Origin of the sequence: Phaeodactylibacter xiamenensis (assembly GCF_000759025.1) — a bacterium.
In the GTDB taxonomy this organism is placed as follows: Bacteria; Bacteroidota; Bacteroidia; order Chitinophagales; family Saprospiraceae; genus Phaeodactylibacter; species Phaeodactylibacter xiamenensis.
In genome coordinates, this window is sequence record NZ_JPOS01000084.1 from 106787 (window position 1) to 126043 (window position 19257).

General features: G+C 51.7%; 17 protein-coding genes. 12 read left to right on the forward strand and 5 right to left on the reverse strand.

From position 1 onward, the window contains the following. Position 1: 1 nt before the first annotated feature. Both IX84_RS25125 and IX84_RS25130 read left to right on the forward strand, forming a co-directional pair. The gene (locus tag IX84_RS25125) at positions 2-583 is read left to right on the forward strand and encodes a hypothetical protein (protein ID WP_044227543.1); all 582 of its coding nucleotides are present in this window, start codon (positions 2-4) and stop codon (positions 581-583) included. A 55-nt stretch (positions 584-638) separates the two neighbouring features. Continuing rightward, positions 639-1406 (forward strand): hypothetical protein, encoded by a 768-nt coding sequence (locus IX84_RS25130; protein WP_044227546.1) that lies wholly within the window; start codon positions 639-641, stop codon positions 1404-1406. A gap of 441 nt (positions 1407-1847) precedes the next feature. Here the strand turns inward: IX84_RS25130 and smc are convergent, their stop codons facing one another. Next, the gene (gene smc / locus IX84_RS25135) at positions 1848-5411 is read right to left on the reverse strand and encodes a chromosome segregation protein SMC (protein ID WP_044227919.1); all 3564 of its coding nucleotides are present in this window, start codon (positions 5409-5411) and stop codon (positions 1848-1850) included. A 654-nt stretch (positions 5412-6065) separates the two neighbouring features. Continuing rightward, positions 6066-6719 (reverse strand): PKD domain-containing protein, encoded by a 654-nt coding sequence (locus IX84_RS32250; RefSeq protein ID WP_072013682.1) that lies wholly within the window; start codon positions 6717-6719, stop codon positions 6066-6068. A 461-nt stretch (positions 6720-7180) separates the two neighbouring features. Here IX84_RS32250 and IX84_RS25155 point away from each other — a divergent pair, with 461 nt between their 5' ends. Then, the gene (locus IX84_RS25155) at positions 7181-7744 is read left to right on the forward strand and encodes a porin family protein (protein WP_044227558.1); all 564 of its coding nucleotides are present in this window, start codon (positions 7181-7183) and stop codon (positions 7742-7744) included. Between the two features lie 633 nt (positions 7745-8377). Here IX84_RS25155 and IX84_RS25160 read toward each other — a convergent pair. Continuing rightward, a complete protein-coding gene (locus IX84_RS25160; RefSeq protein ID WP_044227561.1) occupies positions 8378-10723 on the reverse strand; it encodes a TonB-dependent receptor in 2346 nt (781 codons plus the stop codon). Positions 10724-11005: 282 nt separating this feature from the next. On the opposite strand from IX84_RS25160, the gene IX84_RS25165 reads away from it, so the two are divergent. Next, the gene (locus tag IX84_RS25165; RefSeq protein ID WP_044227564.1) at positions 11006-11704 is read left to right on the forward strand and encodes a hypothetical protein; all 699 of its coding nucleotides are present in this window, start codon (positions 11006-11008) and stop codon (positions 11702-11704) included. Here IX84_RS25165 and IX84_RS25170 read toward each other — a convergent pair. Continuing rightward, positions 11701-12549, reverse strand: a complete 849-nt coding sequence (locus IX84_RS25170; RefSeq protein WP_152605234.1) for a sulfurtransferase — start codon at positions 12547-12549, stop codon at positions 11701-11703. The genes IX84_RS25165 and IX84_RS25170 overlap by 4 nt on opposite strands. Positions 12550-12694: 145 nt before the next feature. Between IX84_RS25170 and IX84_RS25175 the strand changes: the two genes are divergently transcribed. From IX84_RS25175 to msrB, 7 genes are all read left to right on the forward strand, one after another. Beyond that, positions 12695-13051, forward strand: a complete 357-nt coding sequence (locus tag IX84_RS25175; protein ID WP_044227569.1) for a PAS domain-containing protein — start codon at positions 12695-12697, stop codon at positions 13049-13051. Between the two features lie 128 nt (positions 13052-13179). Then, complete coding sequence (locus tag IX84_RS25180) at positions 13180-13926, forward strand: hypothetical protein (protein WP_152605235.1); 747 nt, start codon at positions 13180-13182, stop codon at positions 13924-13926. 51 nt (positions 13927-13977) lie between these two features. Continuing rightward, on the forward strand, positions 13978-14574 hold the full coding sequence (locus IX84_RS25185) for an acyl-CoA synthetase family protein (RefSeq protein ID WP_052516393.1): 597 nt from the start codon (positions 13978-13980) through the stop codon (positions 14572-14574). 85 nt (positions 14575-14659) lie between these two features. Beyond that, positions 14660-15283, forward strand: a complete 624-nt coding sequence (locus IX84_RS25190; protein ID WP_152605236.1) for a hypothetical protein — start codon at positions 14660-14662, stop codon at positions 15281-15283. Positions 15284-15388: 105 nt separating this feature from the next. Then, on the forward strand, positions 15389-15580 hold the full coding sequence (locus IX84_RS31525; protein WP_052516394.1) for a hypothetical protein: 192 nt from the start codon (positions 15389-15391) through the stop codon (positions 15578-15580). Continuing rightward, a complete protein-coding gene (locus IX84_RS31530) occupies positions 15568-15882 on the forward strand; it encodes a DUF1206 domain-containing protein (protein ID WP_052516395.1) in 315 nt (104 codons plus the stop codon). Before IX84_RS31525 ends, IX84_RS31530 begins: the two co-directional genes overlap by 13 nt. A gap of 157 nt (positions 15883-16039) precedes the next feature. Continuing rightward, positions 16040-16597 (forward strand): peptide-methionine (R)-S-oxide reductase MsrB, encoded by a 558-nt coding sequence (gene msrB / locus IX84_RS25200; protein ID WP_081968939.1) that lies wholly within the window; start codon positions 16040-16042, stop codon positions 16595-16597. 23 nt (positions 16598-16620) lie between these two features. On the opposite strand, the gene IX84_RS25205 is transcribed toward msrB, so the two are convergent. Beyond that, positions 16621-17121, reverse strand: a complete 501-nt coding sequence (locus IX84_RS25205; protein WP_044227581.1) for a hypothetical protein — start codon at positions 17119-17121, stop codon at positions 16621-16623. A 157-nt stretch (positions 17122-17278) separates the two neighbouring features. Here IX84_RS25205 and IX84_RS25210 point away from each other — a divergent pair, with 157 nt between their 5' ends. Next, positions 17279-19216, forward strand: a complete 1938-nt coding sequence (locus IX84_RS25210; RefSeq protein ID WP_044227584.1) for a T9SS type A sorting domain-containing protein — start codon at positions 17279-17281, stop codon at positions 19214-19216. Positions 19217-19257: the final 41 nt, after the last annotated feature.

Sequence of the window (19257 nt, forward strand, 5' to 3'; positions counted from 1 at the left end):
CATGCGAACGCTATTGCTTGGGATCGCTTTGCTGGCTGCCTCCACGGGCCTTCAGGCACAAGCTCAGGATGTACAGGATATCAAATCCCGGCTAAATCAATACTTCACCGCTACCGAAGACAAAGACTGGGAGACGGTGGTCGATTTCCTATATCCGCGGCTTTTTGAGCAAGTCTCCAAAGAAGAGATGGTGCAAATGTTTGCCGACATGAGTGGCAACGGGATGGAAGTGGATATGTCGGGCTACCGCATCAAGCGCATCAGTGCTCCGTTCGCCTTTGAATCGGAGCGATACGCCCCCGTCAGCTACATGGGTACGATGACCATCCAATTCACCTCAGAGGCTTACAAAACCCCGGAAACGGTGGGCATGATCAAAGGCAACCTCGAAGGCACGCATGGCACGGACGCCGTCTCCTACGATGGCGCCACCAATACCTTTACAGTCCTGGTAGATAAGGTCATGTATGCGATTGCCGACGAGGGGACGAAGAACTGGCACTTCATCGAAAATGATGCCCAAAATCCAATGACGCAGCAGCTCATTCCTGCGGAGGTGAGGGCGCATTTTGCTGAGGAGTAAAGCATCGAATTAAGCTGTTGCCGCGTTATAGTGGTGTAACCAAACCCTCAACCTTATGACGCGGCAGCTTTCTCTCCTGCAGTCCCCGGCATTCCTCCTGAGCCTGGGCTTGTTACTCCTCAACGATTTTTTCCTGAAAGGCGCTTTTCCGGGCTTACTTGCCGGTAAATTATCCGATTTTGCCGGGCTGTTTGCCTTTGCGCTGTTTTGGATCGCGCTTTTCCCTGCTTACCGCAAATCCATTTGCTGGGGCATCGCCTTGTTTTTCCTGTATTGGAAAACGCCATTCAGCCAACCACTGATCGAAGGCTGGAATAGCCTGACCGGGCTGCATTATGCCCGGGTGGTGGACTACACGGATTATCTGGCGCTGCCGGTCCTGATTTTGGCCTACCACTATAGCCTGGCGTACGCACCTGACTGGAAGGTCCGGGTCCCCTACGCGATTCCGTTTTCTGTGGCCCTTTTTGCCTTCCTGGCTACGAGCACACCGGATGAGTATGACTTTTTCCTGGTTCTGGATGAGACCTATGAGCTCCCCTATGGGAAAAATGAATTCGTGCCGCGGGTGGATGCTGCCGACAGCTTGTTCATTGAGCATGGATTGCCGCTTTCCGAAGGGTTGGAACCGGATACGGTGAACATCAGCTACTACGCGGCCCACTGTGGGGGCTACCAATGGGCGGACATTATTCTCATCCCGCGCAATGATAGCCTTACTAACCTTCAGGTCATTGGGCTATACTACTGTACGGATGATCAGCAGCGGCGCCCCCTGGCTAAGGCGGAGTTTGAACGGCAGGTGATTGATAAGATTGATTAGCGTTTTTACAAATTGCAGAGATCGGGGGGTAACATGCGACTTCTACGAAGTCGATCTTCTATGGTATTGCAAAGGTTACGAACGTGCGACTTCTACGAAGTCTTTCTTCCATAGTGTTGCAGGTGATACTAAAGTGTGGCTCTACCTGGCTATGCCAGGCAGACAGGTTCTACGAAGTCTTCCGGAGTTTTATACAAACTGCTGGTTTTAGCATGCTTAAAAATTGCAGGGATCGGGGGATAACATGCGACTTCTACGAAGTCGATCTTCTTTGGTATTGCAAGGGTTACGAACGTGCGACTTCTACGAAGTCCTTCTTCCATAGTGTTGCAGGGGAATACTAAGGTGTGACTCTACCTGGCTATGCCAGGCAGACAGGTTCTACGAAGTCTTCCGGAATTTAATACAGGGGTGTAAAGCCAAATTGCACATTGGAATCCACTAAGCTTGTTCCTTCACCTCGAAGGTGGTGGAGTGCTCGAAATCCCGGAAGTCGACTGCGCTGACACCGGATACGCCCTGCTCGGCCATGTAGACACCGTAGATGGTATCCACAGCGGCCATCGTCAGCTTGTTGTGGGTGACGATGATGAACTGAGAGTCTTTGGAGAATTTCTTGATGATCTTGTTGAATTTCTCGATGTTGGCATCGTCGAGGGGGGCGTCCACTTCATCGAAAATACAGAATGGGGCGGGCTTAAGCAGGTACAGCGCAAAGAGCAGTGCGGTGGCCGTGAGCGTCTTTTCCCCACCCGACAACTGACTGATGGTCTGCGGGCGCTTGCCTTTGGGCTTGGCGACGATTTCAATTTTGGACTCGAGCGGGTCGTCCGGGTCCATAAGTATGAGGTCGCAGGTGTCTTCTATGGTGAACAGGCTGCGAAAAACATCGATAAAGTACAAGCGGGCCTTCTCGAAGGACTCCAAAAACTGCAGGGTGGCCGTTTCCTCGATTTCCTTTATGGTGGTTTCCAGGTCTGATTTGGCCTGAAGGATGTCGTCCCGCTGTTTGGTGATGTTCTCCGCCCGCTCCTTCATCTCATCGAAGGCTTCCACCGCCATGGGGTTGATCTCTCCGTAGTTCTCCAGACGGCCACGCAGGCGGTCTACCTTCAGAGCGATTTCCTCCTCCGGCATGCCCAGGGTCGGCTCCTCATTGATGATGTCGTTGATCTCAATATTGAATTCGATGCGCAGGCGCTGAGCCACGGAACCTACCTTGTACTTGACATCATTGACCTTATCCTTGAGCGTATTCACCAAAATTTGTGCGTCCTGCCGCTGCTTGTTGAGCTTGCGGAGCTGATCTTCCAGTTCGTTAATGCCACCCCGGGCTTTGTAGTAGGTCTGTTCCGCCTCCGTGAGTTTGGCTTCCCGCTGTTTGCGCAGGTCGTAGGATTCCAGCAGCTGCTTTTGGAGGGCATCGGTGGCATCCTGCAATTCCCGGATTTCGAGCTGCGATTGCTCCAGCTTTTGGGCGTTGCCGGAAACGGTCGTGGTGGCTTCCTGCAGTTGCTTTTCGCGGAAGCTCAGTTCGCGCTGTAGGGCCGATACTTTGTTCTGCTGCCGGATGAACTCAATGTTCTTTTCATTGAAGGCCGTGGAAGCGGCACTCATTTTCTCCGCTACATCCCGGTAGGTGATATCGGTGTCGGCAATGCGCTCCTTCAGCAGGCTGACTTCCCGTTTTTTCACCCGGAGCAAGCCATCCATCTCCTCGTTTTCGCGGTCCAGGGATGTGACCCGGTCGGTGTGCCCCTGCAGTTTATCCTCCGCTTCTTTGATGAAGGACTCGAAGTTTTCGAGGCGGGTGGCATGTGCTGTTTTCTCCTGCATCAGCTGATTGAGCTGACGGCGGGCTTCCTGAATTTCCCGCTCGGTACGCCGGGCCTTGAGCTGATCCATGCGGTCCTTGAGGCTGTAGTAGGCAGACGATAGCTTGTCTTCCTCCCGTTCCAGCTTCCGGATCTCCTTTTCGAGGACTTCCAGGTTTTTCTTGCGGCCGATTTTTTTGCCTTCAAACAGGCCGATAGACCCGCCCGACACGCTATAGCGCCGCTGAATGAACCGCCCGCTTTTGGAGAGCAACACATAATCACTGTCCTCTATGGCGCCCTTAATTTCTTCCTGATCGGTCACCAACACATTTTCCAGCAGGTGAGCCACCAGTTTGCGATAAGCCGGGTCGGTTTCCACCAAATCAAAAGCCTGTTGGGTATCGGGCAGCATCGCCATCGGGGGCACGTAGCGCTCGAAGGCGTCGAGCAGGAAGAAATTGGCCTTGCCTTTTTGGGTGCTGTTGAGCAGGCGGATGGCTTTATAAGCCGCTTCCAGGTCCGGCACCACGTAGTAGTTCAGGTAGGGCTCGAGGTAGTTTTCGATGGCGACCCGGTAGTCTTCCTTAACGTAGATGAGGTCAGACAGCAGGGGCGTTTCCGAATTCCACTCTTTGGATTTGGCGGTGCTCAGGAACTTAATCGACTCCGGAAAGCCCTCCAGGCTTTCGACCATGCTTTTGGTCAGCTGATACTCATTGCGGCGGGCATCGAGCGTACGGTTGACCTTGGTGCGTTGTTTATTTAGGTCGTCGAGTTCCTGATCGGTTTTTTCGAGCTGCTGTTGGCGTTCCTCCTCGGCTTTTTCCAGGCTTTCCACAGCGGCCTGCCGTTCGGCTTGCTGTGCCTCCAGGGTTTTCATCTTGTCCTGTAGTCCAACAATCTCCGTTTTCCAGCGGTCGATTTCCTCCAATCCGCGTTTGAGCTCACGCTGACTGCTTTCAATCTGATTGGTATTGATGGCTTTCTGCTTCTCCAGCTCGAAGGTTTCCCGCTCCAGGGCTTGCTGTTGGCTGACCACCTCGTCCAATCCTGCTTTCAATTGCCCATGGTCTTTTTTGATGGTCTCCAGGCGTTCTTCTGCCTGATTCAACTCTTCTTCCAGGCGGGCTTCGATACGCTTTTCGCCATTCAGCTCGGAGCGGTACTGTTCAATGTCTTCCTCCAGCTGCCGGATGCGGACTTTCGCGTTTGCGGTTTCCTGATTGAGCTTTTGCAGGTTGTCTTCCAGGAACTGCTGCTTCTGCTGTTGCATCCGCTTGTCGTTCTCCATACCGCGGATGTTCCCCACCAGGTTGTTCAGCTCTCGTTGGCGTTCGGACAATGCTTGTTCTTTGTCCAGATTGGCTTTGCGCTCCTGTTCCAGGGCGGCTTCCCGGGTATTGATTTCCACATCGTACTGCCGGTAGTTGTCCTCCTCCTGTGTCAGCTTCCTGCCCAGTTCTTCCTGCTGTTGTTTGAGGCTGCCAATTTTGAGAATGGCCAGCTCGGTGCTGTAGCTTTTATACTTTTCCTTCAGCTCGAAGTACTTGCGGGCACGTTTGGCCTGCTTTTCCAGCGATTTCAGGTTGTTGTTAATCTCAAAGAGCAAGTCCTCCACCCGGTCGAGGTCTTCCGAAGTATGCTTAAGCTTATTGAGGGTCTCGCGCTTGCGGACTTTGTACTTGGAAATACCGGCGGCCTGCTCAAACATCTTGCGGCGGGAGTTATCCTTATCGGCCAGGATGTCGTCCACCATCCCCAAGGCGATGATGGCGTAGGAATTGGAGCCAATGCCCGTATCTAGAAAAAGAGAAGTAATGTCCTTGAGGCGGCAGGTGACCCCATTGAGCCGGTACTCGCTGTCCCCACTGCGGTAAAGCATACGCGTGATGGTAAGCGTATGATACTCGGTAGGCAGGAGGTTTTTGGTATTCTCAAAGGTCAGGGAGACCGAAGCCACGCCGCCCGCTTTGCGCCGTTTGGTGCCGTTGAAGATCACGCTCGACATGGAGTCCAGGCGGAGTTCCCGGCTTTTCTGTTCTCCGAGTACCCAGCGGATGGCATCCACGATATTGGACTTGCCGGAACCGTTGGGGCCCACTATGCCAATAACGTCCTCCTCGAAGTTGATGACCGTTTCGTTGGCAAAACTCTTGAACCCCTTTATTTCCAGCTGCTTCAATCTCATAGCCCACAAAAATAAAACATTCCGGGACATTGAAAACCGGAGGGGTGGTATATTTTATCCACAACGTGTTCTCCGAGGCTATTTGAGAACGCCGGGGGAAGGGACCGCCCCCCGGTGCTGACGCCCGGCGCTCTCCTTTCGCCGGGCGTCCTATCTAAGGCTTGTTTAAAAACACCGGGGGAAGGGAAAGCCAAAGGTGCTGACGCCCGGCGCTCTCCTTTCGCCGGGCGTCCTATCTAAGGCTTATTCAAGAACACCGGGGGAAGGGAAAGCCCCCGGTGTTAGGGGCCCGGCGCTCTCCTTTCGCCGGGCGTCCTATCTAAGGCTTGTTTAAAAACACCGGGGGAAGGGAAAGCCAAAGGTGCTGACGCCCGGCGCTCTCCTTTCGCCGGGCGTCCTATCTAAGGCTTATTCAAGAACACCGGGGGAAGGGAAAGCCCCCGGTGTTAGGGGCCCGGCGCTCTCCTTCCGCCGGGCATCCTATCTAAGGCTTATTCAAGAACACCGGGGGAAGGAACTGCCTACGTCAAGACTATGGCGGTCAGAGCGTGTCCCCGGTGTTGACGCACGGCCGATCATTTAAAGGCTACTGTACTTATCCTCTACAGGGGGCAGGTTTTCTGGTTATTGCCTGGTTGATTTTGTTTTGACGATTCATTCCTTTACAAACTTCCGCACCATTTGCTCCGCTCCTACTTGCAAGCGAACCACATATACGCCGCTCGGCCAGCCTCCCACATCTAATTGCCAGCTACGGGGTGCCGGGCTCAAGTTCAGGTCTTCTGTGTAAAGCATTTGACCGGATAGGTTTTCAATAATTAGCTTACCCTCTGGATTATGTGCTATAGATTTCCGATAAACTTCCTGCCCCCGCATATTGAATACCTGAAGTAACCCGGTATGTTGTATTTGACATTCAACTCGCAAGATTGTACTGGCAGGGTTAGGGAATGCCCGGCAATAAATACCGTCGTTGTTAAGGGTAGTAGTGCTCGTTGTCCTAAGGTCAATTTCCTGGCAAGACGTATGGCTGCCTTGAGCGTTTGTAGCCGTTAAGCAGGCTTCATATAAAGCTGGAAAAACATAGCTGTGCTGTGGATGGCGGCTATTACTGACCGCTCCATCACCAAAGTTCCAATGCCAGGCATAGGGCTGAAATTTAGAGCCATCATAAAAGTCGATAGCCTGCAAGCTGCTGTCCGTAACGACATAGCTGAATTCGGCTTCCGGAAGCGGAAGGTCTATGCCCAATGTATCACAAGCACCGCCATCCTCAGGGCCAAGGCCATAATATGGGTGGTTGGGCATGGTCCTGAAGTTCAAGCCAGGCAGTTGGATGCCATGCTGTTCTATTTGGCACCCGGCCCCTTTATTATTAGGCTGATGAATGACATGGAGCCGGTCCGTAGCACCCGGCGTCGAAATGTAAATTTTGCCATCTGGTGCAAGCTGTGCTAAAAAAAACGGGTACCAAAATTAGCAGGAGATTCAAACCCATCGTATTCTGCAACAAGAACTTTTGACCCTTCTGTATCTTCCGCTTCTAAGTCATACTGATAAATATAGCGATAAGAAGAAATGTAAAGAAAGCGGCTGTTCTCTGAGATCGCTGCCCCGGCAAAGTAGGCGGTGTCGTTGTAGTTTATTACCCTTGGATTGTACAAATATTTCCTGGTCGCTAAAGTAGGGCGTGTCGTTCAGTTGGCATCAAAAAGTCTGGCAAAGAAAACCGAAGGTGCCGTATATTTACTCACAAAAAACGCCAACACATGCAAAAACACACCCCCGCCTCTTTCCAGCGGCAAACACGACCGCTCATCGCCACTCTGCTGTTCTTAGGCCTCGCTTTTCAGGGCTTCGCTCAGGACCCGGACAAAACTCAGTATGGCATCAAAGCCGGCATCAACTTTGCCGAACTCATTGGCGATGATGCGATCCCCGAAAGCGACCGGAAAGAAGGCTATTCCATAGGGGGCTATGTGAATTTCAAACTTTCCAAATCTTTGAAATTGCAGCCGGAAGTCATTTGGTCTTTGCAGGGAGAAGAGTCCAAAAGCAATGGCCGTTTTAAATTGTCGTACATCAACATTCCGGTGATGCTGAAATGGGTGGAGGGGGACTTTTACAGTGAACTCGGCCCGCAACTGGGCATCATAACCATATCTTCAACGGAGTCTGTACCGGAATCGCTGGCCCTGGATAATTTCGAGACCTTTGAATTGGCAGTCAATGCGGGGATAGGATACGAGGTTTTTGAAGACTGGACGATCGGCCTTCGGTATTCACAGGCTGTAACGAACCTTATCGAAGGCCTAGTGGTCTGTCAAGGCTAAAACTAGGGGTTGCCTGCGGCGACTTTTGAGGCTACTCTTCGTTGGATAACCCCTTACGTAGCGCTGCTATGCGCGGGAACATCCGCCTTGATTAGCCTCAAAATTCGCTCCCACTCAACCCATAAATTAACACTTGACAGACCACTAGATATCAAGGGAAGCGTTTTCTACGTCGGGATTGCTTACCGGATCTTTTAGGCAGAGGGGGGCAAAAAGGGGCAGGTCAGGCGCAAGCCCAAAGACGAAAGGCTGAACAACCCGGAAGTTGCTCAGCCTTTGGCGGATACCGTACATCACACCATTTACAGGTGGTGTACCCTTACGGTGGCTCGGGTTGGGCAGTTAAAACCGTCGTTTCCGTCCACGCGCTGTTGCCGTTTTTTTGTTTCATGTTCATGGAATTTTACCTTTAAAAAATTTGTAAAATGGGATTAATACGTAATAAAGGTAATAATTTCCGGCAACGTTTTATAGTGGGTGGACAACCTGCATTCCCTTTATTGCAAAGTTGTCGCTCAAATGGCACTTCTGCCACTACAAAGAAAAGAAAAATGGTGCCCGCGCCCGGCCCCAATCTAGATTCCGGGCCGCTTTAATTCGTCACAGTACCCCACGTCTTAGGAAGCGGTCAGGCTACCAGTCGAGCTGAAAGGTCAGGACAGGCACAATGCTCCCCAAGGTGCCAAATACCCAGTCCCCGAGGATGGGGTCAAAGTTGTAGTTGAGCACATCCTGGTTTTGACGGGAGATGAAATTCTGCACATCAAGCGAAATGTACCAGGCATTCTTCTCATTATCGTGGCGGTAGGCGAAGCGCAGGTCCGGGCGGAAGAAGTTATCTACACGTATGCTGTAGGGATTGGCTTCGTCCAGTATTGGGTTCAGAGGGTCGTTGGGGTCGCGCACCGGGCTCAGCACGGGTGAAATGCGCTGACCGCCGTTGTACATCAGCCGCACACTGCCCTGTATGGTACCCCGCTGCCCGGTAGGCCATTCTCTACCGCCCATAAAGCTGGTGGCGAAGGTATTGTCGAAGCGGGTGCTGTAGGTTTCTCCGTTGAGTGCCTCATAGGTGGAACTGAAAAGCGAACCCGACAATATATAAAAGGTGCGGTTGCTGAAAAACTGCTCAAAGGTCACATCTAGACCGTAGTTAGTGCCCGTGCCTTCGCTCACGAGGTTGCGGGTGGCAAAACCGTCAATGTGATTAAGCAGGGAGAAGGTGCTGTTGACATCTGCCGCCACCGGCACATCAAACAGGCGTTGGTAGTAGGCTTCCATCCGCAGCCGTTTATTGGTCCCGACCAATTGATCGTACCCCAGTACAAAATGGTGCGCTTTCACCAGGTCCAGGTCCAGATTGGGCTGTTCTCCGTTCACTTGCGTAAAGTAGGACGCCATGGGGACAATCCGGCTGTGCAGACCGTAAGCCAGGCTGAGGGTAGCGCCCGGCCCGGCCTGATACTGCACCCCTAACCGTGGCTCAGCACTCCAGGTGTCATTCAGGGTGAAAAACATGGCGTGAAGCCCGGCATTGACCGTCCACCGGGGATGCAACTGCCAGCGCACATACCCATATGGCTGTAGCAGCAGGGTACTGCCTTCCTCATCTACATAAGTGGTGAAAGCATCCTCAACCAGATAACGGAAATCGTAATCGTAGCCCATCCGGGTCGCAATGGCGCCGAGCCGCATGGTGGCGCTGGAAGAGAGCTTGCGGTTGTAATAGGAGGTCAGGGTCAGGCGATTATTGTAGTACAGTTCGTCGTTGATCAGACTGGGCACCTCATTCTGATCGAGGGTGTCATTCTGGTAAAGAATACGCTGCCCCTGTACCGCCAGGCTGGTCTTCAAATAGGATTTATCATCAATCAAATAGCTGTGGGAAAAACCGACAATCCCCATATCCGTATCAAAGTCGCGGGTGAGGTAGTCGGTGTAAATCTGCCATTCCTCCGGTCCACCCTCTGCCGGGTCGCGGCGCTCATCGCTCAGCCCGCCCATGCCCCAGAAAGAAAACATATGCTTGCCATTTTTGCTTCTGTGGTCGGTTTTGAAGGAAAAGTCCTGAAAGGTATTGCTGTCCCGCAGGCTCACTAGCCGAATGCCCAGCGCATTGAGGATGCCAAGGGTAGAGTACCGGTAGTTGAACAGATAGGAGCTCCTCCCCTTCTTAATGGGTCCTTCCCTCGAAAATTCCAACCCCAGCATGCCGGCACGGATGGAATATTCCTGCTGTTCCTTGTTACCCGAACGGAATTGAATGTCGAATACCCCGGAAAAGGCATTGCCATACATAGCCGGGAAAGCGCCGGTGGAGAAATCCGAATTGCTCAGCACGCTTACGCTAAATATGGAAATCCCGCCACCGGAAGCACCTCGCCGCGCAAAGTGGTTCGGGTTGGGCACGTCGATGCCTTCCACCCGCCAAAGCAAGCCGAAGCCCGGATTACCACGGATAATGAGGTCGTTGCGGGCATCCCGACTGCCCTGCACGCCGGAGAAGCCCAGGGCCATGCGCATGGGGTCGTTGGCACTTGCGGCGTACCGCTGTGTCTCTTCCACGGAGAAGGAGCGGGTGCTGACGATGGAAAGCTCATTGAGGGGTTCGTTGCCATGGCTGCGGGCGGTCACAACCACCTCTTCTGCCATGACCGCCGACTCTGACAGGGCAATCTCCAGCACCAGTTCGCGGGCAGAATTGAGAATCGCATCCTCAGCGATGTAGGGCTCGTACCCCAGGTAAGTGGCTTCAATGCGGTGCCGGCCGGTAGGTACCTTGGCCAACAGAAAATTACCATCAATATCCGTAACGGTGCCCATAGCAGGCTCAACATCTGTAACCTGTACCGCAGCGCCAATCAATGGCTGCCGTGTGTCTTTGTCGACAATTGTCCCGCGGATGGTCTGTGTAGTGGTTTGGGCAGAAAGAGAACCGAATAGCGCTAGAAAAAACCCAAGGTAAAGGATTCGTTTCATGGTGCTTCGTTTTGATTTAAGGGTAAGGTGATAGTGTTTTTTCATTTATTCGATGACAATTCTCAGAACTCAGGCACCACGGAGAGGACACCAATAACATTGTCTGGGGTTCGTCCTCACTAAGGTAGCATTTAAAAAATTTATTTTCTGATTTTAAACTCCAGGAAAACTCTAGATGAGTAAAGGCTAATTTCGAATAAAACCAAGACATTTCATTTGAACAAAAACTTGTTTTTATCAAAAAGAGGACATAAATTTGCTTTAGCATCAAATGATGGACAAATGAAGAAGCAATCCACCAACCGTCAGTACAACTTTCCGGATGCAGACCTGTACCTGCAGTGCCTGGAGCGCATCAAATATGCCAACCGGGACCGGGAGCAGTTCGAGCAGTATGGCTACACGCTGCAGCGGCTAAAGCAATTCAAAGCCATGTGCGATAAATTCGGGGATTTGCCCGATGATGAGGAATTACTGGGCGATCAGATGGTCACTACCGAGAAGAAGTACGCTGCTGCGGAAAATCTTAAGTCTGCCATTCGCAGCCTAATGACGCGGGTAGCGATCAAGTACAACAACCGGAGCGGGCGTTACCGCAAATTTGGGACCGCCAAAATGGGAGACATGACCGATGCACAGCTGATCTTCTGCGGCCGGCGTGTGGTCCGCGTGGCCCGGCAGCAGCTGGACTTCCTGGCTGAGACCGGTGTGAATGAGAACGTCATCCGCCGCGTGGCAGAGGCGACCCGGCAGTTTGAGAAGTCTGTCAATATTCAGCAGGACAAGGTAGCCGACCGGGATATTTCCGTGGAGCGCCGTGTGGAAAAGGGCAATAAACTGTACGAAGAGCTGATTACCCTTTGCAATATCGGCAAGGACATCTGGGCAGAAAAGGACCCGGTGCGGTACGAGAACTACTGCATTTACGAAAGCAACAACGAGCAGAAAAAAGCCCGCAAGGCGAAGCAGGAAAATGCTTAGACACTCCGCTCAATCGGCCGTTCAGGATCGGTAATCCAGTCGCTCCAGGACCCCGGATACAGCTTTGCATCTCCAAAGCCCGCATGATGGTGGGCCAGCAGATTGCGGCAGGCCGTAACACCGGAGCCACAGTAAAACACCATCTCATCGGCCACATCGTTGCCTACGAGGGTCTGAAAGCGTTCCTCCAACTCATCTGGTGTAAGCCACATCCCTTCTGAATCCACTAAATCGGTGTGAGGGAAGTTGGTCGCGCCCGGAATATGCCCGGCCACAGGGTCAATCGGCTCATCTTCGCCCCGGTAGCGCTCAGGCATTCTGGAGTCCACCAGGAGAAAATTCTCAGCGCCCAGTCTCCGCTGCACGTGGTCAGCATCCACCACCCAGCTCTCTCTCTCGCGGGGCTTAAACACCCGTGGTCCAGCACCCATAATAGCTGTTTCTACCGGATAGCCTTCTGCTTCCCATGCCCGCCATCCGCCATCGAGCACGGCCACGCGATCGTGCCCCAGGTACCGGAGCATCCACCACAGCCTTGCGGCAATAGCACCAGACCGGTCATCGTACAATACGACCTGAATGCCATCGCTGATGCCCCAGCTGGAGAAGCGCTGCGTCATTTTTACGATTGAAGGCAGGGGGTGACGCCCCGTTTTTCCAGGTACAACCTTGCCAGACAAGTCTCTGTCGAGATGTGCATAACTCGCACCGGGGATGTGGCTCTTTTTGTAAGCCTCCTCCCCGGCATCCGGATGGCCAAGGCTGTAACGGCAGTCAATAATTACCCAGGTTTGGCGGCCCAGCTTTTCGTGCAATTCTTGTGGACTAATGATGGTGCGGAACATGATTTTCAGGTTTTCTGATGGCGAATATAATCCTTAGAACCCGGTTTGTGAACCCAATTGAATTATTTTAAAGTTCTGTTGGCACCTGTAGCTTTTTTATGTATATGTTCCTATTTTGAATTCCTGAAAAAACAATTCCTGGAATATGCACAATTTCGAAGCCCCAGACCTTCATCAATGGCTGGACGGGCAGCGTACTGCTAATTTTGATCACCTCCCCTACGGTGTTGTCCAAATGGATCATTCCGATACCGTCCTGGCCTATAACGCCACCGAATCTTCCTATACTGGTGTCGACCCTCAGCAAGCGATTGGCAAACATTTCTTTACAGAAATCGCCCCCTGTACCAATAATTTTCTGGTTGCAGGAAAGTATAATGAGGCGGCACTTGATGAAATTATCGATTACATTTTCACATACGTTCTAAAGCCCACGCCCGTAAGGCTCAGAATGCTTAAAGGAGAAAGCCCAAACATGTACCTCGTGGTTCAAAAACGTTAGTCATTATGGATATCCAGGCCCAAACCCAGCAAACGCTTTCCGTCATCTACCAGATTCCGGTAGGTATAGTGCAAACGGATGACTAAGGCACCGTGCAGGAAATGAACGCGATGGCCATACAGTACCTCATGCCTCACTTTATCGCCAACCAACTGACCGGAGAGAACTTGTTTGACCTGCTATCCGTCGCCTTTCCCAACGCGCTTGAAGCCTTGAAAAGCTACCAAAAGCCTTCCGGCAACATCCTTCAGCAGGAACGCTTTAGCGTCAACCACAACATCCAAAACCCAGCCACGGAACAGCACCTGATTCTAACCATCAACCGCCTGGACGAAAAATCCTATCTGTTCATTTTGGATGACCTGACGGAACTTTACAAAAAAGAACAACAGCTGTTTGCCATTCAACAAGAGCAGGCCGTGGAACGTGGCAAGTTTGAAGTCATCTCTGGTGTGCTCCACGATATTGGGAATGCAGTCGTAGGATTTGGTTCCTACCTGACCAAAGTCAAACAACTGTCCAAGGGCAATGACGCTACCATGCTGAGCAAGCTTGCCCAGTTCGTAAAAGCCAACGAGGCTGCAATCGGTCAGGCTATTGGGGTACCCAAGGCACAGGCTATGGTACAGCTGATCGATGGGCTCAAGGCCAAACAGGAAGACCATATGGTCAAGATGGAAAAAGCCATTACTGATCAAATGAATATTGTCACCCACGTAAAAGATGTGCTCAATATTCAGCGGCAGTACATCGGTTCAGAATCCGGAGAACGCTCCCTCGTCAGCCTCAGGGGTATCATCAACGATGCCCTGGCCATGCAACTGGCTACCCTGGAAAAGCGAAATATAGCAATAAGGTGGATTCGCCTGTCATAAAAGTGCGCCTGTCGGAATCAGCAAAGTTCGTTCAGATCGTTGTTTCTGATAATGGCCCAGCAATCAGCCCAGATCACCTTCTTTACCTCTGGCACCACTGACGAAGCCCGAACGGTGACGCATCAGCAGGCTTTTGCAGACCGGGAGGTCAACTTTCTGCGCGAACACTTTGGCAATCTTTCCTGCATCATCCCTCTCGTGCCTGCTGCCAGTATCTACGGGTACCTCTACACCATAGCACTTCCACAGGCTGCGGGAGCCCCGGTCTGCTTCCCCTCAGAAGTCCAATGGAATCAGCTTTCCGAAAATGCACTGATCGTTGGCACGCCCTTTACCTGGTCACACCTGATGCGCTCTATGCCCGGCCTGAATATCCGGTCCAAAGGCGTCTGTTCCACCGCTCCACTACCGAACCCGCTGTACGCATCCCTGCTTAGCCGTGGGCTTTCCCTCACGGAGGTCTACGGCGCTACCGAAACCGGAGGCGTTGGGTTGAGGAAAGCTCCAAATACCGCGTTTGAACTCTTCCCTTACTGGACCTTTCAGGACGCAGCTACCCTTATCGATTCCGATACCGGCCATACCTTTTCTCTTATGGACAAGATCTCAACCGCTGAACGCCCGGCTGAAATTCACTTTTGTTCTTAATTTTTCCTTAATCCACCACCCTTTGCTCAATTTGGTCCTGCCTAAACCGTTACTTTTGCAGATGACCGAAAAAATTGAAATACCTATGCTACGGACCGCGATTCTTTTCAGTATGTGCTGCTTTGTTTTTACTGCTTCCGCCCAGAAGGGAGAACGATATACGGCTGACTTTATCTTTGAGCGGGGCATCTACCCTACCCTTGCCGACTGGAAAGCCCAAATCCCGGTAAAACCGGAAGAAATCATCGTGGACATCGACCCGCAAAACCGAAAGTTCTTCCAGTATCTCTTTGCTAAGGACCAGTTCCGCTACCCCCGGAATAATGAAATCATTTACCTGAAACCGGAGGATATTTTTGGCTACAGCCCCGATGGGCAGTCCATGTACTACAGCACAAATTACCGCTTCGACATCATTGGCGCCATCTGCCTGCTACAGGAAGTTGACCAGGTAGACCGCTATTCCTCATTTATCAATCCCGGTGACGAGTATAAGGCCGCCCGAAAGGAAGGGACCGGCAAGCTCTATGTACTGGATTTTGAAAGCGGTGATTTTTTCCGCTGCCGTCCCGGCAAGGTGGAAAAAATCTTCAAACAAGACGCAGAGCTGTACCAAAACTACAAGTCGGCTAAGGGGAAACGCAAAGAAAAAATCAAAGCCTTTATCAAGGAGTACAACTTCCGCCACCCAGTATACTTTGGCGAGTAATAACCCGCTCCCTCCATGCTGAAATTCACTGGTCCGGGCAAGCCAGGCCCGGCTGGGAGCAAACATATGCCGTTGGTTTCCCTTTTATAAGTAAACCAAATGAAAATGGAAAACTCCCAAAATTCTACTATTGAACGGCTGCGAGCTGCCGGATTATTCACCAAAGGTGTGGTATATAGACTGGTAGGTATGCTTACCGCTATGTTCGCCATTGGCATGGGTGGGGACATTAAGGGTGTTTCCGGCATTGCCGAGTTCTTCCCAAACAACCCGTTGGGTTTGTCTTGCTGGGCCTGACAGCGCTTGGCCTGGCCGCCTATGCCCTTTGGAGGCTTTATGAAACCTTCTCTAATTCAGACGCAATCTTTCAGGAAGATGAAAAGAAGACCGGCAAACGCCTTCGGCACTTCTATTCCGCAGTCGTATACGGCCTGCTGGCTTACACCTTTGCCAAACCCCTTTTCGGCGGCAGTTCCGGATCAGGCGGGGACTCCAAACAGGATGCGCTGGGCATGCTGCTTCAACAGTCACCTCGACCGTCAAAAATGCGATACGCAGAAAAGGGATCAAAACCGAATAGCACCACCTGTAAAGCGTAACAAGACAATACACCACTATTTGGGTGGTCGGCAAAGTGCCCGGCCACACAACTTTTTTGCCCAAAACTGTACCAAATATCCTCCCGGCGACATCCATTTCTCAACACACGAGCGGATTTTGCGTTTCCATTCTACGAAAAATGATAACATATAAACCATGACACGACTATCCTGCTACACTATAATGGCTGCAATGCTCCTACTCACAGCATGCGGGCAGGCGCAATCCACAGAAAATCAGACTGCTTCCACAACTTCAACTGAAGCTGAAGGCCTCCTTATCGGACTAAACGGCGACACCCTCGACGCGGTGCAAAAAACCGAATCAGAATGGCAGTCTGCCCTTAGCAAAGAAGCCTTTCATGTACTGCGGGAAGAAGGGACAGAGTATGCCTTCACGGGAAAATACTGGGATAATAAAGAAACAGGCGTTTACCTCTGCGCCGGTTGCGGGCTCCCCTTGTTTTCTTCCGAAACGAAATTCAAGTCCGGCACAGGTTGGCCGAGTTTCTGGGAACCTGTACTGGAATCCAACGTCAACCTTGTAGAAGACCGCAAGTTGGGTATGACCCGAATAGAAGTGGAGTGTGCCCGGTGCGGCGGGCATCAGGGCCATGTATTTGAAGACGGCCCCAAACCTACGGGGCTGCGTTACTGTATCAATTCCGTATCACTGGAATTTAAGCCGGGAGCGAAATTCAAAGCTAAACCATAGGTTAAAGGCAGGGAAGTAGCAGATCAGCGCTTCCCATTGTCTTTGCCCCGCCCCCGTTTCTTCTGGTTGCGCCGGATGCGGGGATGGTTCCATTCCTCCTTTTGAGCAAATTCCACAATTTGCCGCATGAAAGCCATCATTCCCAAAAAAACCAGATAGCCTACCGTAAGGACCAGATAAATCCATCGGTAAGACCCCGCCTCATCTATAGACATGGAGGAAGAGAAGTAGGCTACCACACCGGAAAGCACAGCCAGCCCCAGATAGCTGTAAATACTGCGCCCCCAGTATTTGAGCATATTTTCAGAAGCCAGAGAAAACACACTGTTGCCCATAGCGAATAACAGCATAAACGAGGCTGCAGTCATCCAGGGGAAACGCTGAGGAATATCCATCAGCCCTGTTAAATTGATTAACTTTGCAGACAGCACAAAAATTATGACAGCCCCAAAGGTTATAGCGGCTTGGATCACAGGGTCATAGGCCCGGTCAAATACAGATGTCTTCTGGTCGGTGGTATTCATCAAAAGTCACTTGGAGGTGCAGGTGCAGCGGAATACTATACCAACCAACTGTTTTGAATTGGCAAGAAGTAAACCGGAAGCCTCTGAATTCAATATCTAATGGCATTCCCGCATCTTGCTGCACTATATAAAAATGTAAGAACAAAGCTAAGTCTAAATGGTAAGATTTCTTCCGCCCTTTTTAGTGGCGCTTTGCTTATTTGGAATAATTCCAGATAAACTGCACACCCAGCCGGCTTTTGCCATCCACGAAGTGCAGGGTACGGAAAACGAAAGCCCCCTGCAGGGACAGCTGGTAACCCTGCAGGGCAATATCGTCACTGCCCGGGGTGATAATTTTTTTGTCATCCAGGCGCCGGAAAGCGATTATGACAACAATGCCTTTACGTCGGAGGCGGTCGTTATCGCCGGGTCTTACTTCGGCAGTCCGGGCGATGTGGTGGAGGTCACAGGCACTGTCCGCGAAGAAGACGGGCTTACGATAATCGCCAGCCCGGGCCTAAGCATCACCAATACCGGTGAAGACCTACCCCTTCCTTCTCCAGTTGTACTGACCGAGACCCTTCCTTCTGCAAATTATACCCCAGTACACAGCCTTGAACGCCTGGAGGGTATGCGCGTAAGCTTTGAAGCGATTGCCAATGGCCCCAGCAGCTCATTTGAAGACGTCCCCCTTCGGATTGGGCCTAACCGGATCTTCCGTGAACCAGGGATTGAAGCCCCCGGAATAGTGGGACTACCGGAGTGGGATGGCAATCCTGAAATCTTTTGGATGGACCCCAATGGGCTTAATGCTCCAAATCAGCGTTTTTTCAATACGGGCAGCCTGGTTAGCGCAACCGGTATCATGATTGAAGCAGCGCCCCGGTTCTGGAAGGTCCTGGCAGAAACCTACACTTTTACTCCAGGACCAGATGCAGCGCCGGTACGGCCCAAAGCTGCCAACGAGTTTACGGTAGGCTCTCTCAATGCGCTTTTCCTATTGGAAGAAGAGGAGAACATTGAAGTGAAGTACCAAAAGATTGCCCGTTATATAGACGAACAAATGGGGCTACCGGATATCCTGGCTATGCAGGAAGTCGGGTCTTTCACCGAGCTCAACAACCTGGCTTTCTATCTGGAACAGCAAAACCCGCAGGCACAGTACGATGCCTACCTGCTGCCCACCAATCTCGATCTGAAGCTGGGGTACCTGGTTAAAGAGCATTTCACGAATCTTCAGATTAGCCAGTTGGGGACTGAAGAAACCTTTACTTTTAGTGGTGGCCTCCTGCACGATCGACCGCCATTGCTCCTGCAGGTGGAGCTGCCAACGGGCCCGCCAGTGACTTTACAGGTATTAAACCTCCATCTGCGCTCCCTCATCGGGATAGAGGGCAGTACTGCGGGTTTTGTACGAAACAAGCGCCATCAGCAAGCTATCTCCATTGCCAATATGATTCAGGATTTGCAAACTGCCGGGAATCTTGTGGTGCTCGGAGACTTCAACGCCTTCCAGTTTACCGATGGTTATGTGGATGTCTTCAATCAAATTGCCGGCCTGCCTGGCCTGGGCGCCCAGTTCCCTTTGCTGAACATAGTGGACCCACCACTCTCAGACCAGCTCCAAAGCATTCCTCCGCCCGAACGGTATTCCTATGTTTTTGATGGCAATGCACAGGCCCTTGATCATTGCCTGACCAGCAGCTTCAATGGCCTCACCGTCAATGGCATGCAGTACGCCCGTGGAAATGCGGACTTCCCGGAAGCCTATGAGCTTTCTTTAGCCAATCCGCTCAGCGCATCTGACCACGATGGGCTGGTCCTTTTCCTGGAATCAGAGTTCCCCATTGCCTCCCAGACGGCCACACGCCAAACAGATATCCGGATCCTGACTGCTAATCCGGCACATCCCGGCGCCCTTTTTCTGATTAAAAGCGGTACGATCCTGGAAGACATTAGCCTGTTTAACCTAACCGGCCAGCTGATTGCCAACTGGCAGCCTGAAGACAACCAATATCAAGGCACCTGGTCTGATCTGCCCTTTGGCCTGTACCTTTTAAAAGTACAAAGCCAAAGAGGAATAAAGACGTTTCAGCAAGTGATAACTGAGTAATTAAAAACAGGGCTGCGACCACTGAAGGTTGCAGCCCTGTT